The organism is Methanomicrobiales archaeon (assembly GCA_030019205.1).
Classification (GTDB): domain Archaea; phylum Halobacteriota; class Methanomicrobia; order Methanomicrobiales; family JACTUA01; genus JASEFH01.
This window is the reverse complement of the sequence record JASEFH010000002.1, coordinates 104,105-124,200: the sequence shown is the minus strand read 5'-3', so window position 1 is coordinate 124,200 and position 20,096 is coordinate 104,105. Positions and strand designations below refer to the sequence as shown.

The 20,096-nt window shown below is 62.8% G+C and carries 23 protein-coding genes; 8 read left to right on the top strand and 15 right to left on the bottom strand.

Annotated elements, in window-relative coordinates:
* Position 1: 1 nt before the first annotated feature.
* Genes QMC96_02150 through QMC96_02140 form a run of 3 tightly spaced genes read right to left on the bottom strand, consistent with a single transcriptional unit; the run spans position 2 to position 2,918 of the window.
* Positions 2-1,162 (bottom strand): thiolase domain-containing protein, encoded by a 1,161-nt coding sequence (locus QMC96_02150; GenBank protein ID MDI6875557.1) that lies wholly within the window; start codon positions 1,160-1,162, stop codon positions 2-4.
* Positions 1,159-2,214 (bottom strand): hydroxymethylglutaryl-CoA synthase, encoded by a 1,056-nt coding sequence (locus tag QMC96_02145; protein MDI6875556.1) that lies wholly within the window; start codon positions 2,212-2,214, stop codon positions 1,159-1,161. The genes QMC96_02150 and QMC96_02145 overlap by 4 nt, the downstream gene beginning before the upstream one ends.
* Positions 2,208-2,918, bottom strand: coding sequence for a helix-turn-helix domain-containing protein (locus QMC96_02140; protein MDI6875555.1), 711 nt, complete (start codon positions 2,916-2,918; stop codon positions 2,208-2,210). The genes QMC96_02145 and QMC96_02140 overlap by 7 nt, the downstream gene beginning before the upstream one ends.
* 122 nt (positions 2,919-3,040) lie before the next feature.
* Between QMC96_02140 and QMC96_02135 the strand changes: the two genes are divergently transcribed.
* From QMC96_02135 to QMC96_02125, 3 genes are all read left to right on the top strand, one after another.
* On the top strand, positions 3,041-3,709 hold the full coding sequence (locus tag QMC96_02135; GenBank protein MDI6875554.1) for a DUF120 domain-containing protein: 669 nt from the start codon (positions 3,041-3,043) through the stop codon (positions 3,707-3,709).
* Complete coding sequence (gene ribB, locus QMC96_02130) at positions 3,702-4,409, top strand: 3,4-dihydroxy-2-butanone-4-phosphate synthase (GenBank protein MDI6875553.1); 708 nt, start codon at positions 3,702-3,704, stop codon at positions 4,407-4,409. The genes QMC96_02135 and ribB overlap by 8 nt, the downstream gene beginning before the upstream one ends.
* A gap of 113 nt (positions 4,410-4,522) precedes the next feature.
* Positions 4,523-5,155 carry a recombinase family protein gene (locus QMC96_02125; GenBank protein MDI6875552.1) on the top strand — a complete coding sequence of 211 codons (633 nt, stop codon included), beginning with the start codon at positions 4,523-4,525 and terminating at the stop codon, positions 5,153-5,155.
* A gap of 24 nt (positions 5,156-5,179) precedes the next feature.
* Here QMC96_02125 and QMC96_02120 read toward each other — a convergent pair whose 3' ends face one another.
* Complete coding sequence (locus tag QMC96_02120; GenBank protein MDI6875551.1) at positions 5,180-5,350, bottom strand: hypothetical protein; 171 nt, start codon at positions 5,348-5,350, stop codon at positions 5,180-5,182.
* A 522-nt stretch (positions 5,351-5,872) separates the two neighbouring features.
* Here QMC96_02120 and QMC96_02115 point away from each other — a divergent pair.
* Positions 5,873-6,220, top strand: a complete 348-nt coding sequence (locus QMC96_02115) for a hypothetical protein (protein MDI6875550.1) — start codon at positions 5,873-5,875, stop codon at positions 6,218-6,220.
* 23 nt (positions 6,221-6,243) lie between these two features.
* Here the strand turns inward: QMC96_02115 and QMC96_02110 are convergent, their stop codons facing one another.
* Together QMC96_02110 and QMC96_02105 are read right to left on the bottom strand one after the other, a co-directional pair.
* Complete coding sequence (locus tag QMC96_02110; GenBank protein ID MDI6875549.1) at positions 6,244-6,834, bottom strand: nucleic acid-binding protein; 591 nt, start codon at positions 6,832-6,834, stop codon at positions 6,244-6,246.
* A 1-nt stretch (position 6,835) separates the two neighbouring features.
* Positions 6,836-8,059, bottom strand: a complete 1,224-nt coding sequence (locus QMC96_02105) for a nucleotide-binding protein (GenBank protein MDI6875548.1) — start codon at positions 8,057-8,059, stop codon at positions 6,836-6,838.
* Positions 8,060-8,174: 115 nt separating this feature from the next.
* Here QMC96_02105 and QMC96_02100 point away from each other — a divergent pair, with 115 nt between their 5' ends.
* Positions 8,175-8,369, top strand: a complete 195-nt coding sequence (locus QMC96_02100) for a DUF1858 domain-containing protein (protein MDI6875547.1) — start codon at positions 8,175-8,177, stop codon at positions 8,367-8,369.
* Here QMC96_02100 and QMC96_02095 read toward each other — a convergent pair.
* The 5 genes from QMC96_02095 to QMC96_02075 all read right to left on the bottom strand — a co-directional run bounded on the left by QMC96_02095 (position 8,366) and on the right by QMC96_02075 (position 12,695).
* Positions 8,366-9,256, bottom strand: coding sequence for an adenosylcobinamide amidohydrolase (locus QMC96_02095; GenBank protein MDI6875546.1), 891 nt, complete (start codon positions 9,254-9,256; stop codon positions 8,366-8,368). The two genes, QMC96_02100 and QMC96_02095, sit on opposite strands and share 4 nt — an antisense overlap.
* The gene (gene nrdD / locus QMC96_02090; protein ID MDI6875545.1) at positions 9,253-9,615 is read right to left on the bottom strand and encodes an anaerobic ribonucleoside-triphosphate reductase; all 363 of its coding nucleotides are present in this window, start codon (positions 9,613-9,615) and stop codon (positions 9,253-9,255) included. The genes QMC96_02095 and nrdD overlap by 4 nt, the downstream gene beginning before the upstream one ends.
* Before the next feature lie 165 nt (positions 9,616-9,780).
* On the bottom strand, positions 9,781-10,416 hold the full coding sequence (gene pyrF, locus QMC96_02085; GenBank protein ID MDI6875544.1) for an orotidine-5'-phosphate decarboxylase: 636 nt from the start codon (positions 10,414-10,416) through the stop codon (positions 9,781-9,783).
* Positions 10,413-11,336, bottom strand: coding sequence for a deoxyhypusine synthase (locus tag QMC96_02080; GenBank protein ID MDI6875543.1), 924 nt, complete (start codon positions 11,334-11,336; stop codon positions 10,413-10,415). The genes pyrF and QMC96_02080 overlap by 4 nt, the downstream gene beginning before the upstream one ends.
* 81 nt (positions 11,337-11,417) lie before the next feature.
* Positions 11,418-12,695 carry a tRNA(Ile)(2)-agmatinylcytidine synthase gene (locus QMC96_02075; GenBank protein ID MDI6875542.1) on the bottom strand — a complete coding sequence of 426 codons (1,278 nt, stop codon included), beginning with the start codon at positions 12,693-12,695 and terminating at the stop codon, positions 11,418-11,420.
* Positions 12,696-12,742: 47 nt separating this feature from the next.
* Here QMC96_02075 and QMC96_02070 point away from each other — a divergent pair, with 47 nt between their 5' ends.
* From QMC96_02070 to QMC96_02060, 3 genes are all read left to right on the top strand, one after another.
* Complete coding sequence (locus QMC96_02070) at positions 12,743-13,654, top strand: transcriptional regulator (protein MDI6875541.1); 912 nt, start codon at positions 12,743-12,745, stop codon at positions 13,652-13,654.
* Between the two features lie 54 nt (positions 13,655-13,708).
* Positions 13,709-15,361 (top strand): thermosome subunit alpha, encoded by a 1,653-nt coding sequence (gene thsA / locus QMC96_02065; protein MDI6875540.1) that lies wholly within the window; start codon positions 13,709-13,711, stop codon positions 15,359-15,361.
* A 366-nt stretch (positions 15,362-15,727) separates the two neighbouring features.
* A complete protein-coding gene (locus tag QMC96_02060) occupies positions 15,728-16,093 on the top strand; it encodes a hypothetical protein (protein MDI6875539.1) in 366 nt (121 codons plus the stop codon).
* A gap of 1,253 nt (positions 16,094-17,346) precedes the next feature.
* Here the strand turns inward: QMC96_02060 and QMC96_02055 are convergent.
* The 4 genes from QMC96_02055 to QMC96_02040 are packed head-to-tail and all read right to left on the bottom strand — an operon-like array spanning position 17,347 to position 20,096.
* Positions 17,347-17,592: a 4Fe-4S binding protein gene (locus QMC96_02055; GenBank protein ID MDI6875538.1), complete on the bottom strand. Its 246-nt coding sequence runs from the start codon at positions 17,590-17,592 to the stop codon at positions 17,347-17,349.
* The gene (locus QMC96_02050; GenBank protein ID MDI6875537.1) at positions 17,589-18,116 is read right to left on the bottom strand and encodes a 2-oxoacid:acceptor oxidoreductase family protein; all 528 of its coding nucleotides are present in this window, start codon (positions 18,114-18,116) and stop codon (positions 17,589-17,591) included. The genes QMC96_02055 and QMC96_02050 overlap by 4 nt, the downstream gene beginning before the upstream one ends.
* On the bottom strand, positions 18,109-19,221 hold the full coding sequence (locus QMC96_02045) for a transketolase C-terminal domain-containing protein (protein MDI6875536.1): 1,113 nt from the start codon (positions 19,219-19,221) through the stop codon (positions 18,109-18,111). The genes QMC96_02050 and QMC96_02045 overlap by 8 nt, the downstream gene beginning before the upstream one ends.
* Positions 19,212-20,096 (bottom strand): thiamine pyrophosphate-dependent enzyme, encoded by an 885-nt coding sequence (locus QMC96_02040; GenBank protein MDI6875535.1) that lies wholly within the window; start codon positions 20,094-20,096, stop codon positions 19,212-19,214. The genes QMC96_02045 and QMC96_02040 overlap by 10 nt, the downstream gene beginning before the upstream one ends.

Genomic DNA, 20,096 nt, shown 5'->3' with positions numbered 1-20,096 from the left:
CTCACACCCCCAGGATATGGACGACAACGGTGGCTCCGGTTCCACCCACGTTGTGCGTCATCCCGATCTCGCCATCCACCTGGCGTCCGCCCCCCTCGCCGCGCAGCTGGCGGACGATCTCGCAGATCTGCTTGATGCCGGTGGCTCCCACCGGGTGCCCGCAGGCCTTCAGGCCGCCGCTCGGGTTCACGGGGAGATCGCCGTCGAGAGCGGTCACGCCCTCCTCGGTGAGGCGCCCGCCTTCGCCCTTTGCGCAGAATCCTAGGTCCTCGATGGCGCAGATCTCGGCGATCGTGAAGCAGTCGTGCACCTCGACCATGTCGATGTCCCGATGCTGCAGCCGCGCCTGCCCGAACGCCCGCCGCGCTGCGTGCACGGTGGCATCCAGCGTGCTCAAATCCCGGCGGTCGTGCAGGGCGATCGTATCGCTCGCCTGGACGCTGGCGAGCACCCGCACCGGAGTGTCGGTGAACTCTCGCGCCCGCTCGAGGGGTGCGACCACGACCGCAGCCGCCCCGTCCGTGATGGGAGAGCAGTCGAAGAGCCGCAGGGGATCGGCGACCAGGGACGAGTTGATCACGGTATCGATCGAGATCTCCTGCTGAAACTGGGCAATGGGGTTTCTCGCCCCGTTGTAGTGGTTCTTCACCGCCACCTGCGCCAGTTGCTCGCGGGTCAGGCCATAGCGGTGTATGTAGTCGTTCGCCATCATCGCGTACAGGCCGGGGAAGGTCGCGCCGATGAATCCCTCCCACTCGCGATCGGCAGCACCGGCGAGAGTATCGACGGAAACCCCGGTCCCGACGTCCGTCATCTTCTCCACGCCCGCGGCGACCACGATCTCCTCCATACCGCTGGCGACTGCAATCACCGCCTGCCGGAAGGCCAGGCCTCCGGACGCACACGCCGCCTCCACGCGCGTGGAGGGTATGTGGAACGAGGCGAGGCCGGCATAGTCGGCGATCAGGGCCCCGATGTGCTCCTGCTGGACGAATCGCCCTGCGCTCATATTTCCCACGTACAGGGCGTCGATCTGCTCGCCGGCAATGCCGGCGTCCTCGAGGGCGAGGGTCCCCGCCTCGACGAAGAGATCCCGGAACGAACTGCCCCAGTGCTCCCCGAAGGCGGTGCACCCCACCCCGATCACGGCCACGTCTCTCATCGCTGCATCACGATCTTTCCCTTGTGTCTGGCGTACTGTGCATATCCGACGTAGATGGGATTCTCCAGCAGGCGGACGACGGACGGGGCGGCATCCCGGTCGAAGAGATCGGGGGACTCGATCGCGTCGGTCACCTCGATATCGAACGCGTCGCTCCCGGCCCCCGAGCCGAACGAGGCCACAAAGATGGTGTCGCCGCTCTTTGCAACATCCAGCGTGGCGGCAAGCCCGATCATGGAGGATCCGCTGTAGGTGTTCCCCAGCCGGGGAACCACCAGTCCCGGACGAATCTGATCGGAGGAGAAGCCGAGCAGCTGCGCCACCCTGCGGGGGAACTTGGCGTTCGGCTGGTGGAATACGGCATACGTGTAGTCTTTTGCCGTCTTATGCACCTGCTCCAGGAGCATCGCGGAGGCGCCCTGGATATGCTTGAAGTATCCGGGCTCGCCCGTGAACCGCCCGCCGTGCCGCGGATAGTCCTGCCCCTCGCGCCTCCAGAAGTCCGGTGTATCCGTCGTGTAGGAGCAGGTTCTGTGGATGCGGGCGATGGGGTCGTCGTTCCCGATCACAAAGGCAGCCCCGCCGGCCGCCGCTGTATACTCCAGGGCATCGCCGGGTGCTCCCTGGGCCACGTCCGCCCCGATCGCCATTCCGTACCGCACCATTCCGCTCCGCACCAAGCCCATGCAGGTCTGGATGCCGGCCGTTCCGGCCTTGCAGGCGAACTCGTAGTCTGCGGCGGTCATGCAGGGGGTCGCGCCGATCGCCTGACCGACGGTGCACGCCGTGGGTTTCACCGCGTAAGGGTGCGACTCGCTCCCGACATAGATCGCGCCGATCTCCGACGGGGGGATGGCGCGCCGATCCAGCGCCGATCGAGCCGCCTCGACGGCAATCGTCGCCGTATCCTCGTCCACGTCGGGAAGCGACTTCTCGTACACCCCGAGTCCGCTGCTGACGTCCTCGGCGTTCGCCCCCCAGACCCGGGTGATCTCCTCGATTTTTATCCGGAACCTCGGGATATACACCCCGTAGGTCATGATGCCTACCATGCTTTCTCCCTCAATGCGCTGATGATGTTCTCCACCGACATGTCGGTGCACAGTACGGTGATTCTGTCCTTTTCCGCCAGCCGCGGAACCAGTGGATCCGCCTGTTCGGGGCGGACGCCCTGCAGCACCACGCAGCGGGGCTTGAAGGGCGTGACACGGATCGCGACCATGGGCGACTTCCCGACGGTCAGTTCCGCAAAGATCAGGGCCCGCTCCGTGCTCCAGCCGTAGATGCGGTTGAACTCGTTGGCGGAGAGGTTCATGATAGCCGCGATGCTGTTGATGATCGTGTAGCCGTAGATCGTCTGCTCCAGGGAGCCGCAGAGGGGCACGGCGCCGATGCACTCGGCGAAGTCCTTCAGCGGGATCGGGGAGGCATAGTCGTGGATGTCGTAGATGACATCGTCCTCGATATCGGAGTAGAGGATCCGGGCGAATTTCTTGATGTACTTGCCGCCGTTCTCCTCGTCGATGGAGAGGATCGTGTCCACGATCTTACCCACGACTGCCGTTCCCGGGCTCTTCCGCCGCCCTCCTTCGTAATCGCTGATCACCGAGGGGGAGACTCCCAGCCGCTCTGCGAGAACGCCCTGCGGAATGTTGAAGCTCATTCGCCATTTCTTCAATGCCTGGCCGGGCATATCCGAAAGCGTAATCTCTCCTGCCATTTTCTCGGCAAGCTGATGACGCAATCCGGATTTCATAGCAGATCAGGTACACCGGAGAGTGTTAAATAACTAACGAATAGCATTTCGACATTTCCCGAACTTCCCGGAGAGCGGCGCCCCGCAATCCATATATAGGATGCATCCCAATAATGATACGCATGGTCGAGGCGGAGGATCTGCGGTTTTTAAAGGCTCTGGCCCTCATGGGGGGCCACAAAGGACCGATCTGGGTGTCGTCCCAGGTTCTCTCCCGGACGCTATCCCTCAGCCCCCAGACCGTCTCCCGCCGTCTCAAGTCCCTGGAGACCCAGATGCTCATCGAACGGTCCGTCCGTGCCGACGGACAGTACGTCACAATCACGGAGAACGGCGAGCGGGAGCTGCAGCGGGAGTACTCCGAGTATGCCCGCATCTTCGGACGGGAGAAGCGACACTACGTCCTCTCGGGCACGGTGATCAGCGGTGTCGGGGAGGGGCGTTACTATATGAGCCTTCCGGAGTACCGCCGGCAGTTCCTGGAACGCCTGGGATTCGAACCGTTCCCCGGCACACTGAATATCAAGCTGGATCCGGCGAGCATGCAGATCCGCAGGAAGATCGACGCCCTGGACTGGGAGGTGATCCGGGGATTCGAGAAGGAGAACCGCACATTCGGGGACGCCCGAGCGCGGATCTGCAGAATCGACAGCATCCCGTGCGCAATGATCGTTCCGGGACGGACCCACTATCCGGACGATATCATCGAGGTCATCGCGCCTGTGGAGCTCCGAACGGCACTGAACCTCTCGGACAGCGATCGAGTGAACCTGGAGATAACCTATGATTGAGGATGCGCTGAACGCACTGCGGGCAGGAGAGTTCATCCTGCTCTACGACTTCGACGATCGAGAGAGAGAGACAGACTTCGCCATACGGGCGGATGCCGTCACGCCACGGCACATCCGCCAGATGCGCAAAGACGGTGGGGGGCTCATCTGCACGGCAGTGCATCCGCTTGCGGCTGCCCGTCTCGGTCTGCCATTCGCGAGCGAGATCTTCAGCCAGTGCCTGACGGGCGTCTCGCCCTCCATCCAGGGAGTCACCGAGAGGCTCGGGGAGATCCCCTACGATCCGAAGAACCGGTCGTCTTTCTCCCTCTGGGTGAACCACCGCCGGACGTTCACGGGGATCACGGACAACGACCGGGCGTTGACGATCAACGAGATCGCCAACCAGGTAAAAAAGTCCCTCAATGGCGGGGGAGCGGAGTTCAACCGGCTGTTCCGCACACCCGGTCACGTGGCGCTGCTGCGGGCGGCAGAGGGTCTCCTGGATCGCCGTTGCGGCCAGACGGAACTCTCAGTCGCACTCGCCGCCTTTGCAGGCATTACACCGGCGGTGGCGATCTGCGAGATGCTGGACGACGAGAGCGGTCTTGCCCTCTCTAAGGAGGATGCAATGCGGTATGCACGGAGGCACGGGCTGGTCTTCGTCGAGGGGCGGGAGGTCCTGGATCGGTGGAGACCCGGCAATCATCAGATCCGATAACCTTGCCATCTGCATGCATCCCGTGTTATCTTCATTTTTTTATCAAATTGCATGTTTGAAAAGTCAAAAATTTTCGTTAAAAATAAATATCTATATACAGCAGTACCTTTCAGATGAAAAAAGACGCGATTGTATATCTGAATACACGAAAACGGGGCGAATACGAGGAGCAACTGGCTGCAGTCCAGAAGTATGCCCGCTACCGGTTCAATATCCATAAAATCTTTCACGATCACCGCTCGAAATCGGCGCCGTCGGAACGGGAGCTCTATCGTGAGATGCTGAAGTATGCGGCTGACACCAACGTCGAGTCCGTCATCCTGCACAGCATCCCCGAGTTCTCCAGAAACCTCGATCTCGCCCTCGAGGAGATCAAGAAACTCACGCACGCCGGCCATGTCGTCTATTTTGCCGATCAAAACTTCATCGGGCACATGGACGAGCCGCAGAAGAGGAGAGAGGCAATTCTGGAGTTCGTCTCGTTCATGGAGCTCTACCAGACCGCGGCAAAAAAGAGCGCTCCGGCACGCCCGAAGCAGAACAGAAAGACGGGGAAATCCATCGGAAGACCAAAGGCTCTGGATCCGGGCCAGATGGAAGCGCTTCTCACGGTGCGGAGGGCCGGAACCAGCATCGGCCAGATCTGCAAGATGTTCAACGTGAGCCGCAGCACGGTCAGCAAGATCCTGGCCGACTACCCGGATCTGAAAGGCGAGTGGAAGGGGAACAAGACCAGCGCCCCGTGATGGGCGGCCCCGTTCCCGCACCCATCACTCTTTTGCCAGTTCCTTCAGCACGTCATCGGGAAGTTTCCGCGCGATATCGACCTTCGTCGGGCACCGCCCCAGGGGGATGTTCCTCTGCCGGGCGGCGTCCTTGAGATCCTTCGTCTTGATCCGCTTGAGGAGATCCGTTAACTCCTTGTCATCCATACTGCTCACGGGGAGGTGTTAGATGAAAAGGGGGATAAAAACATACTGTTTCTTCCCGCGGGCGGTCTGACCGCTTCAGCCCATCGGGTTCTGTCGGGGAAGGTTCGGGCTTCTGATCCGTTCGGAGCGGGAGGAGGGGATCCCGAAAGATGGCCGCAAGGGGGGACGCCCTCCCATCTTCGTGCGGCTGACCCCGGTGCTGGGGCGGGAGGACTGCCGTCGTGAGCACACGAGATCCGGACACCGGTTCACGGGAAGAGGTTCGGTCTGGACGGTATCCCGGGCAGGGAGACGGATTCGCGCATGGCGGGAGGACGGGCAGGAGAACCGGCCATAACCGGGAGATGAAGGCGCACCTCCCTGCTCCGGAGCGGTCCCGCTGCGCCCGGGGATGCGGCAGGGCATACCAGCGCTATCCGTATCCACGGCAGAACGGCGGGCCATCTGCGTCAGGTGATGGAGATCCGGTGCGGATGAGTCTCTCCGCAGGCCAATTTCCAAGATTTTATCTCATGCAGGGGATAAAATTGTATGGTGATGCATATGATCGGGCTGGTGAGCGGGAAGACCGTGCTCTTTACGATCTGGCTCCTCTTCTCCAACCCGTTCGTGCCCGATTGGGGCCTGCAGCTCCTGGTTTCGGTCATCATCGGGCTCCTCCTGCCGGAGATCATCGTTCACCCCCTGGACAGCCTGATCTCCCGGATCCCCGGAGTGACACGGTTCAAGGAGTACCTGCGCAACCACGAGAGGCTGAAGGGGCTGTACTCCTCCGGATCCCGCCGGCTGCAGCAGATCGTGCCGCGGACCATTGCCGGGTACCTCTTCACGTACATGATAGGCTGGTCCGCACTGTTCCTCTACTGGTATCTGCCGTAAGGGCCCTGACGGTCGAAAAAAGGTTATATTTTCAGCTGGGTGAGCGCATCGTACGCCATCTTCCTGTAGACTTCAGGATCGGTGTTGTAATGCGCCTTCGCCTTCTCGGAGTCTTCGGTCGAACCGAACTGGTCCAGGCGGTCCAGCGTGCTCTTCGCGGTGTCCATCACCCAGCAGTTGCGGGTGTCGGCATCCACGGTCACGATGGACTCTGCACGGATGGATACCAGCACGGCACCGCTCGGGGACTGGTAGACGTTGGGTTTTCCGACAACGGCAACGAAGGCAGGGGGTTCGATCTTCGCCAGCTGCTGCATCGCCTCCGGCTGGTAGCTGCCCGCGATGACGAAGAACGTGCCGGTCGGATCCGAGATCCGCGCGTGGTAGAAGATGTTCTGGTCCCCGCGGCGCTCCTTCTCGGTGAGCGTCCCGATGAAGAAAATGCGGTTGGCCCGGATACCGGTGGGGAGCAGGATATAGCTGGGGCTTTTCTCGTCCTCCCCGTCCTTGAACTGCAGGTTCACCTCGCGGAGCTCGGCGGCGAAAACCCGGCGCGCCGGTTCGCGCTCGAACCCCTCGCGGTGGCGCGGTCCGGCTCCCTTCCTCTCGGCCATATCAGGCACCTCCCGCGCGGTTCAGGAGATCCGCGAGCTTCGCAGGATCGAACGTCAGCTTCTCGCACTGCCGGGCCAGGATCCTGCCGTCCATCTCGCTGCCGCGGCATGCAATATACCGCCCCATCGTCGCATCCCGGAGGCGGTAGAAGACCTCGTCCATTCCCAGCGGGTTGTTCTCCGCCAGTTCGATCGCCTCGTCCAGGGTGATGCCGGAAAGCTGCTCCACGAGATCCCGCTGCAACAGGATGTTCCGGCTCCTGGTCCCGTCGTCGAGGACGGCTTTCAGGCGGAGGTCGTATCGGAACTTCTGCTGGATCTCGTGGATCGGGCAGTAGTTCTGGCGGGAGAGGGTGCGGTTGCAGCCTTCCACGGGGCACCGTTTGATCAGCCCGGAGCCGGGCGCGATGTGGACGATCACGCCTTTCGCGACATCGCCGGCACCCACCTCGATGTCGCCCTCGTCGGCGATGTAGACCGCGGTGTTCAGGTTCAGGGAGAGGCGGCCGTTGAACTCGTCCACCTGGCCGTAGTAGATGTTGTAGACCGTGTCCGGCGCGAGTTTCTCCTTCTCAGGTTCGTCCTTCCAGATGGTGAACTTGATCGTGCCCGACTCGTCGCCGAGGAGCCCCGTCTGGAGCATTCGCTCGTGGGAGGGCTCCCACTCCTGCACCATCTTCGCACGGATGCTGCCCACGCCGGGCTTCAGATCGGCGATGGGGGATATACTGGGAAGCAGAATGGCGTCCGAGTCCACGCCGACGATCGTCGTGCCCGAGTGCATCTTCAGGTTCGGCATGCCCTTGTAGGAATCGACCACGGCGGACTCCAGACGGTACCACTTGCCCTGCTCCATGCGGGGTGCGTTGGCGCTGGACCAGACCACAAACCGGATCGCACCGCTGGAATCGGCGATGATGCCGCTCTGGGCGATGCTGGGGGATGGGGGATTGGACAGAGAGACGACCTTTCCCTGCACTGACACCCACTCGCCGGGGACAAGAGTTCCGATCTCGAGGAGGTCGGTCGACCGGCTGCCGCCCGAGGGCGTGATCGAGTGCTCGCGGGCGACCTCGTTCATCACCGTCCGCTCGGCTTCGGCGGGGTTCACTCCGAACTCTTCGATCAGGCGCCGTATCTTGGACTCGATCTTTTTCCTGTCGGCCTGAACGCCTTTCTGTTCGATTTTCTGGGAGATTCTTTCGACAATGGTGGATACTTCCATATATTACATCTCCAGCTTATATCTGGCGTTCTTCAAACCTTATAAGCATAGGTCCACGGTGCGAAACTGCAGGCGGAAAGAACACTTAAGTACCGGTAGCGCAGATAAACTGAGCATGACGGTAACGGCAGACAGTACAATAATGGAGCTGCTTCGGGAAAAACCCGAATCCGCCCAGGTTTTATTCCGGTTCGGTATGGGGTGCCTCGGGTGTTCGGTCGCCCGCGGGGAGACGATCCGCGAGGCAGCAGAAGTTCACGGGATTCCCCTGAAAGAGCTGCTGGACGCCTTGGGCGTCGCCGAGAGCTAACTTATCTTCTTTTCCAGGCGGTCCCGATAGCGCTTCAGTTCCCGGAGAGTTGCCTCCGGGTTTCTTTTCAGGTACTCTGCCACCGCCGGCAGGTGGAGAAGATGGCAGCGGCTGCAGCTCCAGATCTCTCCACTGGTGGAACTCTCCACGAGTTCGCCAAGAGCCGGATCCCCGCAGGGATAGAACGGACAGTAGCAGAAGTCGCAGACCTGCCCCGGGAAGTGGCAGGGATAGTAGGGGCACCCCTCCGCCCTCCATTCCACCCAGTGATCCCCGCCGTATCGGCTGTATACGAAGAAGGAGGGTGCGTCCCTCCGGATTGTTCCGGCATGCCTCTTCAGCGCCTGCTCCACGCCGAACTGGACGGCGGCATACACCCGTCTCCCCACCTCGGTGAGAACCCCGGCGTAGACGTGCTTCTCCTCCCCCTCGCTGGCAACCACGACGGCGTCTGTCGGAGTTCCGGTACAGGAATAGCCCGCCGCCTGCAGCCCCCGGGTCTTCGCCTCGGTGGCGACGATGATCGTCTCCAGGAGAGCGGAGGGCGATAGCCCCTCGCGGCTGTAGATGATCAGGTTGATGGTGCCGGGCAGCGCCGGAGCAGATTCTCTCACCCCTGCGGTGACGAACACCGTGAGCATGTCGTACTGGAGGATGCAGAGGTTGCTCAACGCAACAGCCGTCAGGAGACCGAACGCATCTTCGCCGAACCCTTCCCGCCGGGCCAGGCGCTGGATATAGGCACGGGGATCAGACCCGTCCCAGTCTTCAGGAACGCTGTGGTTGAAGATCGTGGAGACGCGTCCGATACCGCCATGGACGGCGGTACTCGCGCCGACAAAGTCGCCCCGGAGAAAGAGGGTCGCCTCCCGGATGAAATACCTCATGCCACCGTGTAACGGACCCGATCTTTCAGTTCCTGCTGTTTACCGGCATTCCACCCGGAGACGTCCTGCATGTAGCCCGTCACCCGGCTGATCTGCACTACGTCGTGGGACCCGCAGGACGGGCAAACGGCTGCGCCGCAGAGAGGACAGTACTCGATGCCGGTGACAATGTCGTGGGAGCACTCGCAGTGATCGAGGGGGCACATGATCTCGAGGCTCACCTCCCCGCACTCCGGGCAGGGTATACGGTCCACCACGTGGTGGCAGGAATAGCACTTGTACCTGCGCTCCTCGACCGGAATCTCCTTGAGACCCCTGTACTTCTCCGCGAGTGCGCGCTGTTCGGGTGTCCAGTCCATACTACTACATAGATCAGCGGATTATTAAAATTATCACCCCGAACCGCGCAAATGACGCACAAAAAGCCAGAGGATCCGCCTCAACCGACTCATAGGGCTCGTCATTCGGGCAGATGCGCATCCGCCCTTCCGTGCGGAGAACGGGGGCCGTTCTCCCTTCTCTCATCATCGGCGGATCCAGCCGAGCTCCTCTGCCGCAGCCGCTGGATCGGGAGCCTCGTACAGGGTTCTGCCCACGATCACCCCGTCCACCATGGGTGCGATCGCATGGATATCCCCTCCCTGGGCCCCCACGCCCGGGGAGTAGATCTTCAGCCCTCCCACGACGTCGCGGAGGCGGAGCACACGCTCCGGGCGGGTCGCGGGCGCGATGATCCCGTCCGCACCGACCGCGACCGCCAGCGCCGCCAGCCGGTCGGCCGTCTCGGGGCAGAAGAACTCGGTCGCCCCGGGGTGACTCATCTCCGCCACGGCGTAGCAGGCTCCTCCGTGGCGGTGGGCCACCTCCACGCAGGCGGAGAGCGCGTCCGAACCGCCGAATGCGTGGGCGATCACGGCGTCGCATCCGGCGGAGAAGACGGTCTCGCAGATGAGGCGGTTGGTGTTCGGGATGTCCGCCACCTTGAAGTCGGCGATGACGGGGAGTCCGAGTCCGCCCAGCTCGCCGACGATGCGCAGGCCGCTGGCGAGCACCAGAGGATAGCCGATCTTGACGGCATCGATGAAGGGCGCGCAGGCGGTCGCGACCGCGACCGCCTGCGCCGGGTCGCGCACGTCCAGGGCGAGGATCAGGTCCGTCATCTTTGCAGCCTCTCCAGGACGGCGGCCACCAGCAGGGGGAAGGTGATGGTCGCATCCCCGTAGACGGTCGCGGATACCGCCTCCTCCTGGAGTTTTCCCCAGGAGCGGGCTTCGTCCAGCGTTGCCCCCGAGAGACCCCCGAGGTCGGGACGGTCGCCGGTGAGCTGGACCGCGTAGTCGAACCCCTTCGGAGCGAGGAGCATGGACTGGAGGATGTAGTTCTTGGGCACGCCGCCGCCCAGGATCAGCACCCCCGCCCGCTCCGCAGCGAAGCAGCGGTCGATGATCTCCTTCATGTCCAGGAAGGCATCGACCGGCACCTTCCGCGTCTCTCGAAAGAGCCAGTACTGGAGCCCGATCATGGAGTCCTGGATCGCCGGGCAGAAGACGGGGACGTTCTGCCGTGCCGCGGCAGCCAGGATGCCGCTATCCAGGTTCTCCCCGATCCGCCGGAGCAGTCCGCTGATGGAGTGCGCCGAACCTTCTTCGAGCCCGGCGAATACGCCCTGGACGAACTCCTCGAACCTGCAGAATGCATCATTCGGGAGGAAGACGTCGTAGATGCGGTTGATCTCCCGGTGGCGGAGCTCCGTGTCCGAGCCGCTGGCAGTGCCGTGGAGGTGGCGGCAGCCGATCGCCTCGATGATGTCGTGGACCATGTTCGCGCCGGTCGAGACGAGCACGTCGATGTGGCCGCGCTCGATCAGGTCCGCGACGATCCCGCCCATGCCTGCCGGCACCATCGCCCCGGCAAGCCCGAAGAACCGCGTGGCGGATGCGTCCCGCAGCATGTCCTCGTAGATCTGCGAGGCGCGATAGAGAGCGCCCGCATTGAACGCTCCGGCACTCCCCATCTGCTCCACCAGATCGGCGACGCTCATGCCGGGCAGAATCCGCACCTGCTGTACTGGTTCGTCCATTTCCCTCCCGTTCCCCCACTAGTATATGCGTGTACCAGACCATAAAGGAATTTCAGCATCCCGCCGTGGTGCACGCCCGCTTCATTTCCCCGGAAGCGAAACGGCACTCGCGATGCAGGGGCGGTCCCCGCACTCCCGCTCCGCGGGGGTGAACCGTACCAGCGGTTTTGCCAGGTGGCGGCGTGCGATCGGCGGCACCTCGTACCAGCCGCAGCGGATCGCCCTCCCGACGGATCGGAGCTCCGGAGCCTGCGCACGACCCGGACAGAACCTGCACTTGAAGCCCTTCCCCCTCCCCGCGCTGGTCATCCTCCGCCCGCAGGCCGGGCAGAGGGGGGGGCGCTTCTCCACCGCCGCCGCCAGGGAACGGACGCACATCTTCTCCAGATTGAGGCTGCCGCCCTTGTAGCTTCCCGCCGCGATCAGGCGGTCGCCGGGGAGGAGAGCCCGTACGACGTCCCGGAACTCCTTCGTGGGCTCGTAGGCCATGCAGCGCAGCGTGCTTCCGTCCCTTCCGAGGAGGACGGAGACGTGCCCCCCGGCGCGGGTCTCCGGGAGGGAAGCGACCGTCCCCTCCACCCGGTAGGACCTCCCCTCCTCGAGCGCACCGATGACTCCGGGTATCAGGTGCACGTCGGTCCCCTGGTTGGTGGCGTAAATCTGCTCGATCTCCGGCTCTTCGGAGCGGATAAAATGGGCGGCATACGACACCCAGGCGGGGCTCTCCCCCCGGATGCCGTAGAGGACCGGATCGGGCGTGTGCGGGACGCAGACCACCGCATCGTTCCTACGGTCCACAGTGTCCCAGGTGTGCGGGTAGGTCTTTGCATCCGCGAGGAAGAGGGTCTCCCTCTCCACGTACCGAGGCGTCCCCCAGCGCTCGGGTTTGCGGTAGGCGAGGAACTCGTAGGTGCGGTCGGGAAGCTCGCTCGCGACGGCCGCCGTGGCTCCCACAAGCCCCCGCCGGTTCTTGTAGCCCCGGTACCGCGCACCGGACGTCTCCAGCAGGCGGATGGCCTCCGAGATCTCGCAGAACCCCTGGACTGCGCGGTAATAGAAACCGGAGGGGATCCTCTCCTCGGTGACGACGACGCCCGGGTTGGTGTTCTCCGCGGAAAAATCTGCAAATTCCTCCACGCACGCGCAGGCGATCGAGAACGCCCGGTCCGGATCCCCCTCCGCCTCGATGCAGATCGCCGCATTCCCCCGCGTCTTCCAGACGACATTGGGGTTGAGGCGGAGGAGGCAGGCTCCGGAGACGCAGAACTTCCGCTCTTCCAGGCGTTGCCGCAGCACTGCCCCGATGTAGCTCGTGCACATGCCGGCCGGCGAGTCCGTGTCGTCGATCCCGATGCGCATAACCCTATATTTATTACCAACATACACTATATCGGTTCTTAAAGAGTATGCCCCTGGAAGAGCTCCTCCAGATGGTCACCAGCATCATGCGGATGGCGGGTTACCAGGTCTCCCAGCCCTGCACCATCCGCCCCCGCAGTTTCGACCTCATCTGCGGCAACCAGCGGTTTCTGGTGATCATCAAGGTGGTCGCCCAGATCGACAGCGTCAGCGAGGACATCGCATTCGATCTGGGTCTCATCGCCCGCCACCTCCTGGCGTCTCCGCTGATCGTGGGGGAGCGGGCCCGCGACGCGGTGCTTGAACGGGGCGCCGCCTACATCCGCCACGGCATCTTCGCCATCAACGCGGCGACCCTGTACGACTACTTCGTCGACAATATCCCCCCGCTGATCTACGCCTCGCCGGGAGGGCTGTACGTGAGCATCGACAGCGTGCTGCTCCGGAGCCTCCGGGAGCGGCACAACCTCTCCCTCGGCGATCTGGCGCACATGCTCGGCGTCTCCCGCCGGACCATCAGCAAGTACGAGAGCGGCATGGGGACGACCGTGGATATCGCCGCCAGAATCGAGGAGATCTTCGACACTGCCATCTCCATCCCCATCGATCTCCTCCATGCCCCCTCGAGCCCTCCCCACATCCCCGAGCAGACGACGCAGGACGTACCGTCCGACCTGGAGCGCATCGGCATGGAGCTCCACGCCACCCGCCGTGCACCCTTCGAGGTCCTCGCCCTCTTCAAGAAGGACACGATCCTGACCGGCTACGGGTCGGCGGAGCGGGTGGAGAAGCGTGCCCCCCTGATCGGGAGCATCTCCCAGGTAGCACGGGTGCACGCGCTCTGCATCGTCGCGAACTACGATAAGCAGAAGAAGATCGGCAAGACCCTCGTCCTCGGCGAGAAACGCCTGCGGTCTCTCGAGGATGGATCGGAACTCATCGAGCTGATCAAAGAATAAAATTTTATATAGAACTACAAACCAACTATTTCACCGCAAAAACGGTGATGTTCCATGTCACAACTCGCAGGACAGCCGATTTTAATCCTCAAGGAGGGCAGCAGCCGCACCCGCGGACGCGATGCCCAGGGTGCCAACATTGCGGCCGCCAAGGCGGTGGCCAATGCCGTGCGAACGACCCTCGGACCGCGGGGGATGGACAAGATGCTCGTGGATACCATCGGTGACGTGGTGATCACGAACGATGGCGTCACAATCCTGAAGGAGATGGACATCGAGCATCCCGCCGCCAAGATGATGGTCGAGGTGGCCAAGACCCAGGACGATGAGGTTGGGGACGGCACGACCACCGCCGTGGTCATCGCCGGGGAACTCCTCAAGCGTGCGGAGGACCTTCTCGACCAGGAGGTTCACCCGACCGTGATCGCCCACGGTTACCGCCTCGCAGCCGAGAAGGCCGAAGAGATCCTGAACGAGATCGCGCTCGGCGTGACTCCGAAGGACACCGATGTGCTCGTCAACATCGCCAGCACGGCGATGACCGGCAAGGGTGCGGAGGCGGCGAAGGAGGCCCTGACCCAGCTCGTCGTCAAGGCGGTCACCATGGTCGCCGACGAGGATGGCACCGTCGATCCCGAGAACGTCAAGATCGAGAAAAGGGTGGGCGGCTCCATCGAGGACTCCGAGATCATCGAGGGCATGATCATCGACAAGGAGCGTGTCCACCCCCAGATGCCGCGGAAAGTGGAGGACGCCAGGATTCTGCTCCTGAACGCCCCCATCGAGTTCAAGAAGACGGAAGTCGACGCCGAGATCAACATTACCAGCCCCGACCAGCTCCAGGCATTCCTGGACGAAGAGGAGCGGATGATCCGGAACATCGTGGACAAGGTCGTCCAGAGCGGTGCCAACGTCGTCTTCTGCCAGAAGGGCATCGATGACATCGCCCAGCACTACCTTGCGAAGGCCAAGGTGCTCGCCATCCGCCGGGTCAAGAAGAGCGACATGGAGAAGCTCGCCCGCGCGACGGGCGCCAGTGTGGTCTCCAGTATCGACGCGATCAGCGCCGAGGAGCTCGGCTACGCCGGTCTCGTCGAGGAGCGCAAGGTGAGCGGCGAAGAGATGATCTTCGTCGAGAAGTGCAAGAATCCGAAGGCCGTATCCCTGATCGTCCGCGGTGGAACCGAACACGTCGTCGACGAACTCCAGCGGGCTATCGACGATGCGATCAACGTGGTCTCCGTCGTTATCGAGGACAAGAAGTACATCGCGGGCGGGGGCGCCCCCGAGACCGAGCTCTCCCTGCGGCTGCGGGATTATGCCGCATCGGTCGGCGGGCGCGCCCAGCTGGCGATCAACGCCTTTGCCGACTCCATGGAGATCATCCCCCGCACCCTCGCCGAGAACGCAGGCCTCGACCCAATCGACATGCTCGTCGAGCTCCGGGCAGCGCACGAGAAGGGGAAGAAGAACATCGGTCTGGACGTGTACGAGGGCAAGGCCGTCGACATGACCAAGAAGGGTGTCGTCGAGCCCCTGCGGGTCAAGACCCAGGCGATCTCGAGCGCGACCGAAGCCGCCATGATGATCCTGCGCATCGACGACGTCATCGCCTCATCCAAGACCCCCGCACCGCCGGAAGGTGGCATGCCTCCGGGAGAAGCGGGCGGCATGGGTGGCATGGGCGGTATGGGCGGCGAGTTCTAGGTCCCGGATACGCCTCATCTTTTTTCCCCCTCAACCAGAAATCGTATTTTACCAACGATCCACGGATGCGGGCAGGAGAGCATGGTGAATGTCCTTCTTCCCGTGGGAATAACGCAACTTCCCGGTGTGAGATCCGGATCCTGCACCGGATTGGGGAATCTGATCGGGTAAAGCCGTCCTCCGGGCCTGGAGTCTGAAATAAGGGTGGCCGGGAAGCGAGCGGCAGGGAGGCGTGCACGATGCGCTCTTCCTGTCCCCGCTCGCCCGGTGAATATGCGGCCCTTGATAGCGGGTTTGATTCGGAGCGCTGCATCCCACCGGCTTCATTCACCATACCTTTTAATGTCTGCACCGTCAGGTACATCCATGAGCGAACGCTTCATCTTCACCAAGCACCGCTGCTCCTGCTATAACTGCGGAAAGGAAGTGGATCAGGTGATAAAAGCGGTGCGCAGCCAGGCCCAGGTGGTCTGCCCGAACTGCGGGGCCACGCGGATCTTCATCCCCCGGATCGAGGAGGTGGGGCGGAAGGGGCTCTATACGAAGATCGGCTGCTACGATGTCTGGAGCCTGGTCGCCACAGCGGTCTGCCCCCACTGCCGCGCGGAGGGGCCCCACGACCTGACCATCGGCTGCGATCAGTTCACGGTCCACTGCCGCAACTGCGACTTCATCCACTTCTACAAGTTCAACCTGGAGTACATCGCCCAGTGCCCGATCGAGGCGGAGTGAGTCGTCCCGCCGGCCGGTGCCCACTGCGGCTCCCGCAGTCCCGTTCGGAGAGCAAGGCAACCCCTGCGCGCCTGAACGTTCCTCCCGTCTTCGTTCAGACGGCGATGCACGCCCCGGACCATTCCCGCAACCCCGGCAGGAGGACCCCATCCCGGTCCCGCGCGCTGTACGAAAGAGAAGGTTACCGACCGATTGGAGGATATGGCACCTCAAGCGGACAGCGCGCGAGGTCCATCCTGCTGCAATTTCATCCTCTTCGTGGAGAGGCCGTGAACAATCGCGATGGCAGTACGGCGGCCCCGGCAGCATGGCACTTTCAGGCGGTTTTCGGGAATGGGGCGCACCCAGGAAGAGACAGCGGGAAATGTTACAGAATATGGCATTCCGCTCGCCATGGGGAGAACGAACGCGGAGTACGAGAGTCGTGTCTTACGCAGGAGACGCTGCGAGCGGGCAGCGAGAAACCCGGTAGAAAGATGGAGAAGGAGAGGAGTATTGCAGCCCGAATTCCTTTATCGGTATCATGGGACGTGCAGTCGGTTGAGGCGATTGTTGCCCTGCACAGGCTCCACACTCCTCATGGAAGGATAGGCGTTATTGGTAATAAATTTTTTCTTATTAGTAACACTTATTAATATTATTTATATTATTATTAAGAATTTTCAAAGAGATACCAAATGTGTGCAACAGCTGCACGGCGGCGGGATTTCCTGCGTGAACCGGGGGATGGGTGAAAGAAAAAAACCTGCAGACAAACCTTCCCCGCGTGAGTCCCGGTTGCAGGGCTGCGGGAAATTGAGGTGGGGAGGTGGAGCGGCAGATTCTCCTCCCATGCTGCCCCGCTTGAAGGAAAGGAGATCTTCGAGGCGATTGGAACCATCCCCGCCGTCGATCGCCAGGGAGTACCGGTGTCAACTGAACCATGCGAACTACCTCTCTTGTTCGAAATCATAAGGTCGCCATTTTCTGCAGAGTCAAGCAGCTGATCGATTGCCCTGCATGTCCCTCGCAATAATGATGCTGAATGTGGTTTTGGGATGACCTCCATGAAGGCTGACTGCGCACACCGCTCTTCTGCATTCCGGCGCGATTGCATGGAACTGCAGTGCAGCATGAGCCCGGGTAGTCGGAGGCAGAGGGAGGATCGGGGATGCTGGCCCGGGTTCGATCTTCTCTGCCGTGCAGGGGAGTGATAAGGGCCCTGTACGAGTGGCGATCGTTCCCCTCTCTTCGGGAGGGGAGAGGCTTTTCCTCTACCGCTCCTCCCGCTCCATCGCGATCGCTTTTTTCGGGCACTCGTTGGCGCAGATCCCGCAGCCCTTGCAGAAGTCGAGATCGACGTCGAGATTCTCGTCGATCGCCGCCTCGGGGCAGTAGAGGGCGCAGAGCCCGCAGGCGTTGCATTTCTCTCTGTCCACCACGGGGCGAAAGGTCCTCCACGCCCCGGTCCTGCCGCAGGCCCCTTCGACGGGGCGGCTCATCGCCAGACGCTCGCTCATACCACCATCTCCGCATACGCCGCTTCAGCGGCCTGCACGTTCCGTTCGTCCTTGAACGTCCCCCGGATCGCCTGCTTTGCCGAGTCCAGGCTGACGATTCCGAGCTTTGCGAGCGCCCCGAGAACCGGCGTGTTCAGGATAGGGCTCCCTGCGACCACCAGGTCGAGGGCGAGGGCGATGCCCGTGAGATCCACTTCGAGAGTGCGGTAGCCGTCGAGCTGCAGGTCTTTCGAACTGTTCAGGAGCACCGTCCCACCTTCCTTGAGGCCTTGCAGCACGTCCACCGTATCCATGATGCTGGCGTCCAGCACCACGACCAGGTCCGGCCGCTTGATCTGGCTGTAGATGCGGATGGGGCGGTCGTCGATCCGCACGAAGCTGACGACCGGCGCACCCCGCCGCTCCGCCCCGTAGAAGGGGCAGGCGGTGGCGTAGCGCCCGTCGAGGACCGCCGCCTCGGCGAGGAGTTTGGCTGCCGTCACCCCGCCCTGGCCGCCCCGGGAGTGGACCCGCACTTCATACATGGCTGTTCACCCCGAACCAGAGTTCCTCCCCGGGCCGCCGTTCCCGCACGAACCCGGCCATATCCTCGTAGGTGACCTCCTGGCCGCCGAGCCCCGCGATCACGGAGTACGGCGCGGTTCCCGTTGTGGAGCGGATTGAGCGGGCGAGCACTCCCCCGAATCCGAAGGAGTAGTCACGGTCGATCACCACCGCGTCCCGCCCGCCGAGGTCGAGCGGGGCGAAGGGGCGGAACCAGCGGATCCGTATGGAGCCGGCTTTCACCCCCTCCTCGCGGAGGCGATCGACGGCGACCTCCGCCTCCTTTCCGAGCGTTCCCATCGCCACGATCACCACGTCCGCATCCTCGACGCGATATTCCTCGGTCCAGCCGTAGGAGCGGCCGAACCGCTCCGCAAACTCCCGCTCCGTCTCCTCGATCACCGCCCGTGCGTTCCGCATCGACCGCTCGATATCCCAGCGGAACCTGTAGAACTCCTCCGGTCCGGTGAGGGGCCCGTAGCCGCGGGGGTTCGCCGTATCGATCGCGTGCGGAAGCCGCATATCGGGGATGAAATCGCCGAGCTCCACCTTTTCGAAGGGCTGATTGATGTGGGAGAGGGAGAAGCCGTCCAGGTTGACCATAACCGGAAGGAGGACGTCCCCGTGCTCCGCGATCCGGAACGCCATCAGCGTGGCATCATAGGCCTCCTGCACGGTGCTGACGTAGACCTGCAGCCAGCCCGTGTCCCGCTGGGAGAAGGCGTCGGTGTGCTCCGCCCAGATGTTCCAGCCGGGACCGAGCGCCCGGTTCACGTTCGCCATGACAACGGGGAGCCGGGCGCCGGCCGCCCAGTGCAGCATCTCGTGCATGTAGAGCAGCCCGTGGGAGCTGGTGGCCGTGAACGTCCGCACGCCGGTCACGCTGGCGCCGATGCAGGCGGCCATGGCGGAGTGCTCGCTCTCGACCGGAATGTACTGGCTCTCCATGCTCCCCTCGGAGACAAAGCTGGCGATGGTCTCCACGATCTCGGTCTGGGGGGTGATGGGGTAGGCGGCCACGACGGCGGGTTTTGCCTGCCGCACCGCCTCCGCAACCGCCTTGTTTCCCGTCGCCATCATGCGCATGGCTCCTCCACCTCGCACCGGATGCGCCGGATATTCTCCTGCACCTGCTGCTGCAGGGCATCCGCCGTTGCCGCATCCAGACCCCGGAACCGACCCTGCGCCTTGAGATACGACTCCAGAGGCGCTGGATTCTTCATCGCCGCCCGCGAGGGCCCGCTGACGGTGAGCCTGCCGTGCTCGCGCTCCCAGAGGATCCACATGCCGCTTTTGACCGCGAGTTTTCCCATCTCGATGGTCTTATCCGCGGGGAACCGCCAGCCCGGCGGACAGGGAGCGAGGATGTGGATGAAGGTCGGGCCCCGGATGGAGAGCGCCTTTTGCACCTTCTTGTAGAGGTCGAGGGGGTAGGCGCTGCAGGCGGTTGCCATGTAGGGTGGAGAATGCGCCGCAACGATCCCGTCGATATCCTTCTTCTTGTGGATCTTGCCGCCCGGCGTGGTCGTCGTCAGCGCACCGAGCGGTGTCGAGCCGGATCGCTGCATGCCGGTGTTTCCGTAGGCCTCGTTGTCGTAGCATATGTACAGAAAATCTGTCTCGCGCTCGAACGCTCCGGAGAGTGCCTGCAGCCCGATATCCACCGTCCCTCCATCACCGGCGTAGACGATCACGTTGGTCTTCTTCCCTGCCGCGCGATAGGCCGAGCTCATGCCGGATGCGCAGGCGGCTGCTGCGGCGAACGCGATGTTGTAGACCGGTATGTTCATGGCCGTGCGGGGGTAGATCCCCTGGATCACGCTCGTACAGCAGGCCGGCACGATGAGAACGGTATCGGGACCTGCGGCCTTGAGAACGTACCGCAGGCAGAGGGTTGAACTGCAGCCAGCACAGGCTGACGTGCACTTAAAAATATACTCCTCTTTCGGGATTTCAGCCAT

Bases quoted from the DNA above. Each gene is read 5' to 3' on its own strand.
- QMC96_02080 (MDI6875543.1), bottom strand. From the start codon at position 11,336: ATGGACGAACCAGTACAGCAGGTGCGGATTCTGCCCGGCATGAGCGTC.
- QMC96_02100 (MDI6875547.1), top strand. From the start codon at position 8,175: ATGACGGTAACGGCAGACAGTACAATAATGGAGCTGCTTCGGGAAAAA.
- thsA (MDI6875540.1), top strand. From the start codon at position 13,709: ATGTCACAACTCGCAGGACAGCCGATTTTAATCCTCAAGGAGGGCAGC.
- QMC96_02110 (MDI6875549.1), bottom strand. From the start codon at position 6,834: ATGGCCGAGAGGAAGGGAGCCGGACCGCGCCACCGCGAGGGGTTCGAG.
- QMC96_02115 (MDI6875550.1), top strand. From the start codon at position 5,873: ATGGTGATGCATATGATCGGGCTGGTGAGCGGGAAGACCGTGCTCTTT.
- QMC96_02070 (MDI6875541.1), top strand. From the start codon at position 12,743: ATGCCCCTGGAAGAGCTCCTCCAGATGGTCACCAGCATCATGCGGATG.
- pyrF (MDI6875544.1), bottom strand. From the start codon at position 10,416: ATGACGGACCTGATCCTCGCCCTGGACGTGCGCGACCCGGCGCAGGCG.
- ribB (MDI6875553.1), top strand. From the start codon at position 3,702: ATGATTGAGGATGCGCTGAACGCACTGCGGGCAGGAGAGTTCATCCTG.
- QMC96_02075 (MDI6875542.1), bottom strand. From the start codon at position 12,695: ATGCGCATCGGGATCGACGACACGGACTCGCCGGCCGGCATGTGCACG.
- QMC96_02060 (MDI6875539.1), top strand. From the start codon at position 15,728: ATGAGCGAACGCTTCATCTTCACCAAGCACCGCTGCTCCTGCTATAAC.
- QMC96_02095 (MDI6875546.1), bottom strand. From the start codon at position 9,256: ATGAGGTATTTCATCCGGGAGGCGACCCTCTTTCTCCGGGGCGACTTT.
- QMC96_02040 (MDI6875535.1), bottom strand. From the start codon at position 20,096: ATGGCTGAAATCCCGAAAGAGGAGTATATTTTTAAGTGCACGTCAGCC.
- nrdD (MDI6875545.1), bottom strand. From the start codon at position 9,615: ATGGACTGGACACCCGAACAGCGCGCACTCGCGGAGAAGTACAGGGGT.
- QMC96_02105 (MDI6875548.1), bottom strand. From the start codon at position 8,059: ATGGAAGTATCCACCATTGTCGAAAGAATCTCCCAGAAAATCGAACAG.
- QMC96_02050 (MDI6875537.1), bottom strand. From the start codon at position 18,116: ATGTATGAAGTGCGGGTCCACTCCCGGGGCGGCCAGGGCGGGGTGACG.
- QMC96_02145 (MDI6875556.1), bottom strand. From the start codon at position 2,214: ATGGTAGGCATCATGACCTACGGGGTGTATATCCCGAGGTTCCGGATA.
- QMC96_02140 (MDI6875555.1), bottom strand. From the start codon at position 2,918: ATGAAATCCGGATTGCGTCATCAGCTTGCCGAGAAAATGGCAGGAGAG.
- QMC96_02125 (MDI6875552.1), top strand. From the start codon at position 4,523: ATGAAAAAAGACGCGATTGTATATCTGAATACACGAAAACGGGGCGAA.
- QMC96_02135 (MDI6875554.1), top strand. From the start codon at position 3,041: ATGGTCGAGGCGGAGGATCTGCGGTTTTTAAAGGCTCTGGCCCTCATG.
- QMC96_02045 (MDI6875536.1), bottom strand. From the start codon at position 19,221: ATGCGCATGATGGCGACGGGAAACAAGGCGGTTGCGGAGGCGGTGCGG.
- QMC96_02150 (MDI6875557.1), bottom strand. From the start codon at position 1,162: ATGAGAGACGTGGCCGTGATCGGGGTGGGGTGCACCGCCTTCGGGGAG.
- QMC96_02055 (MDI6875538.1), bottom strand. From the start codon at position 17,592: ATGAGCGAGCGTCTGGCGATGAGCCGCCCCGTCGAAGGGGCCTGCGGC.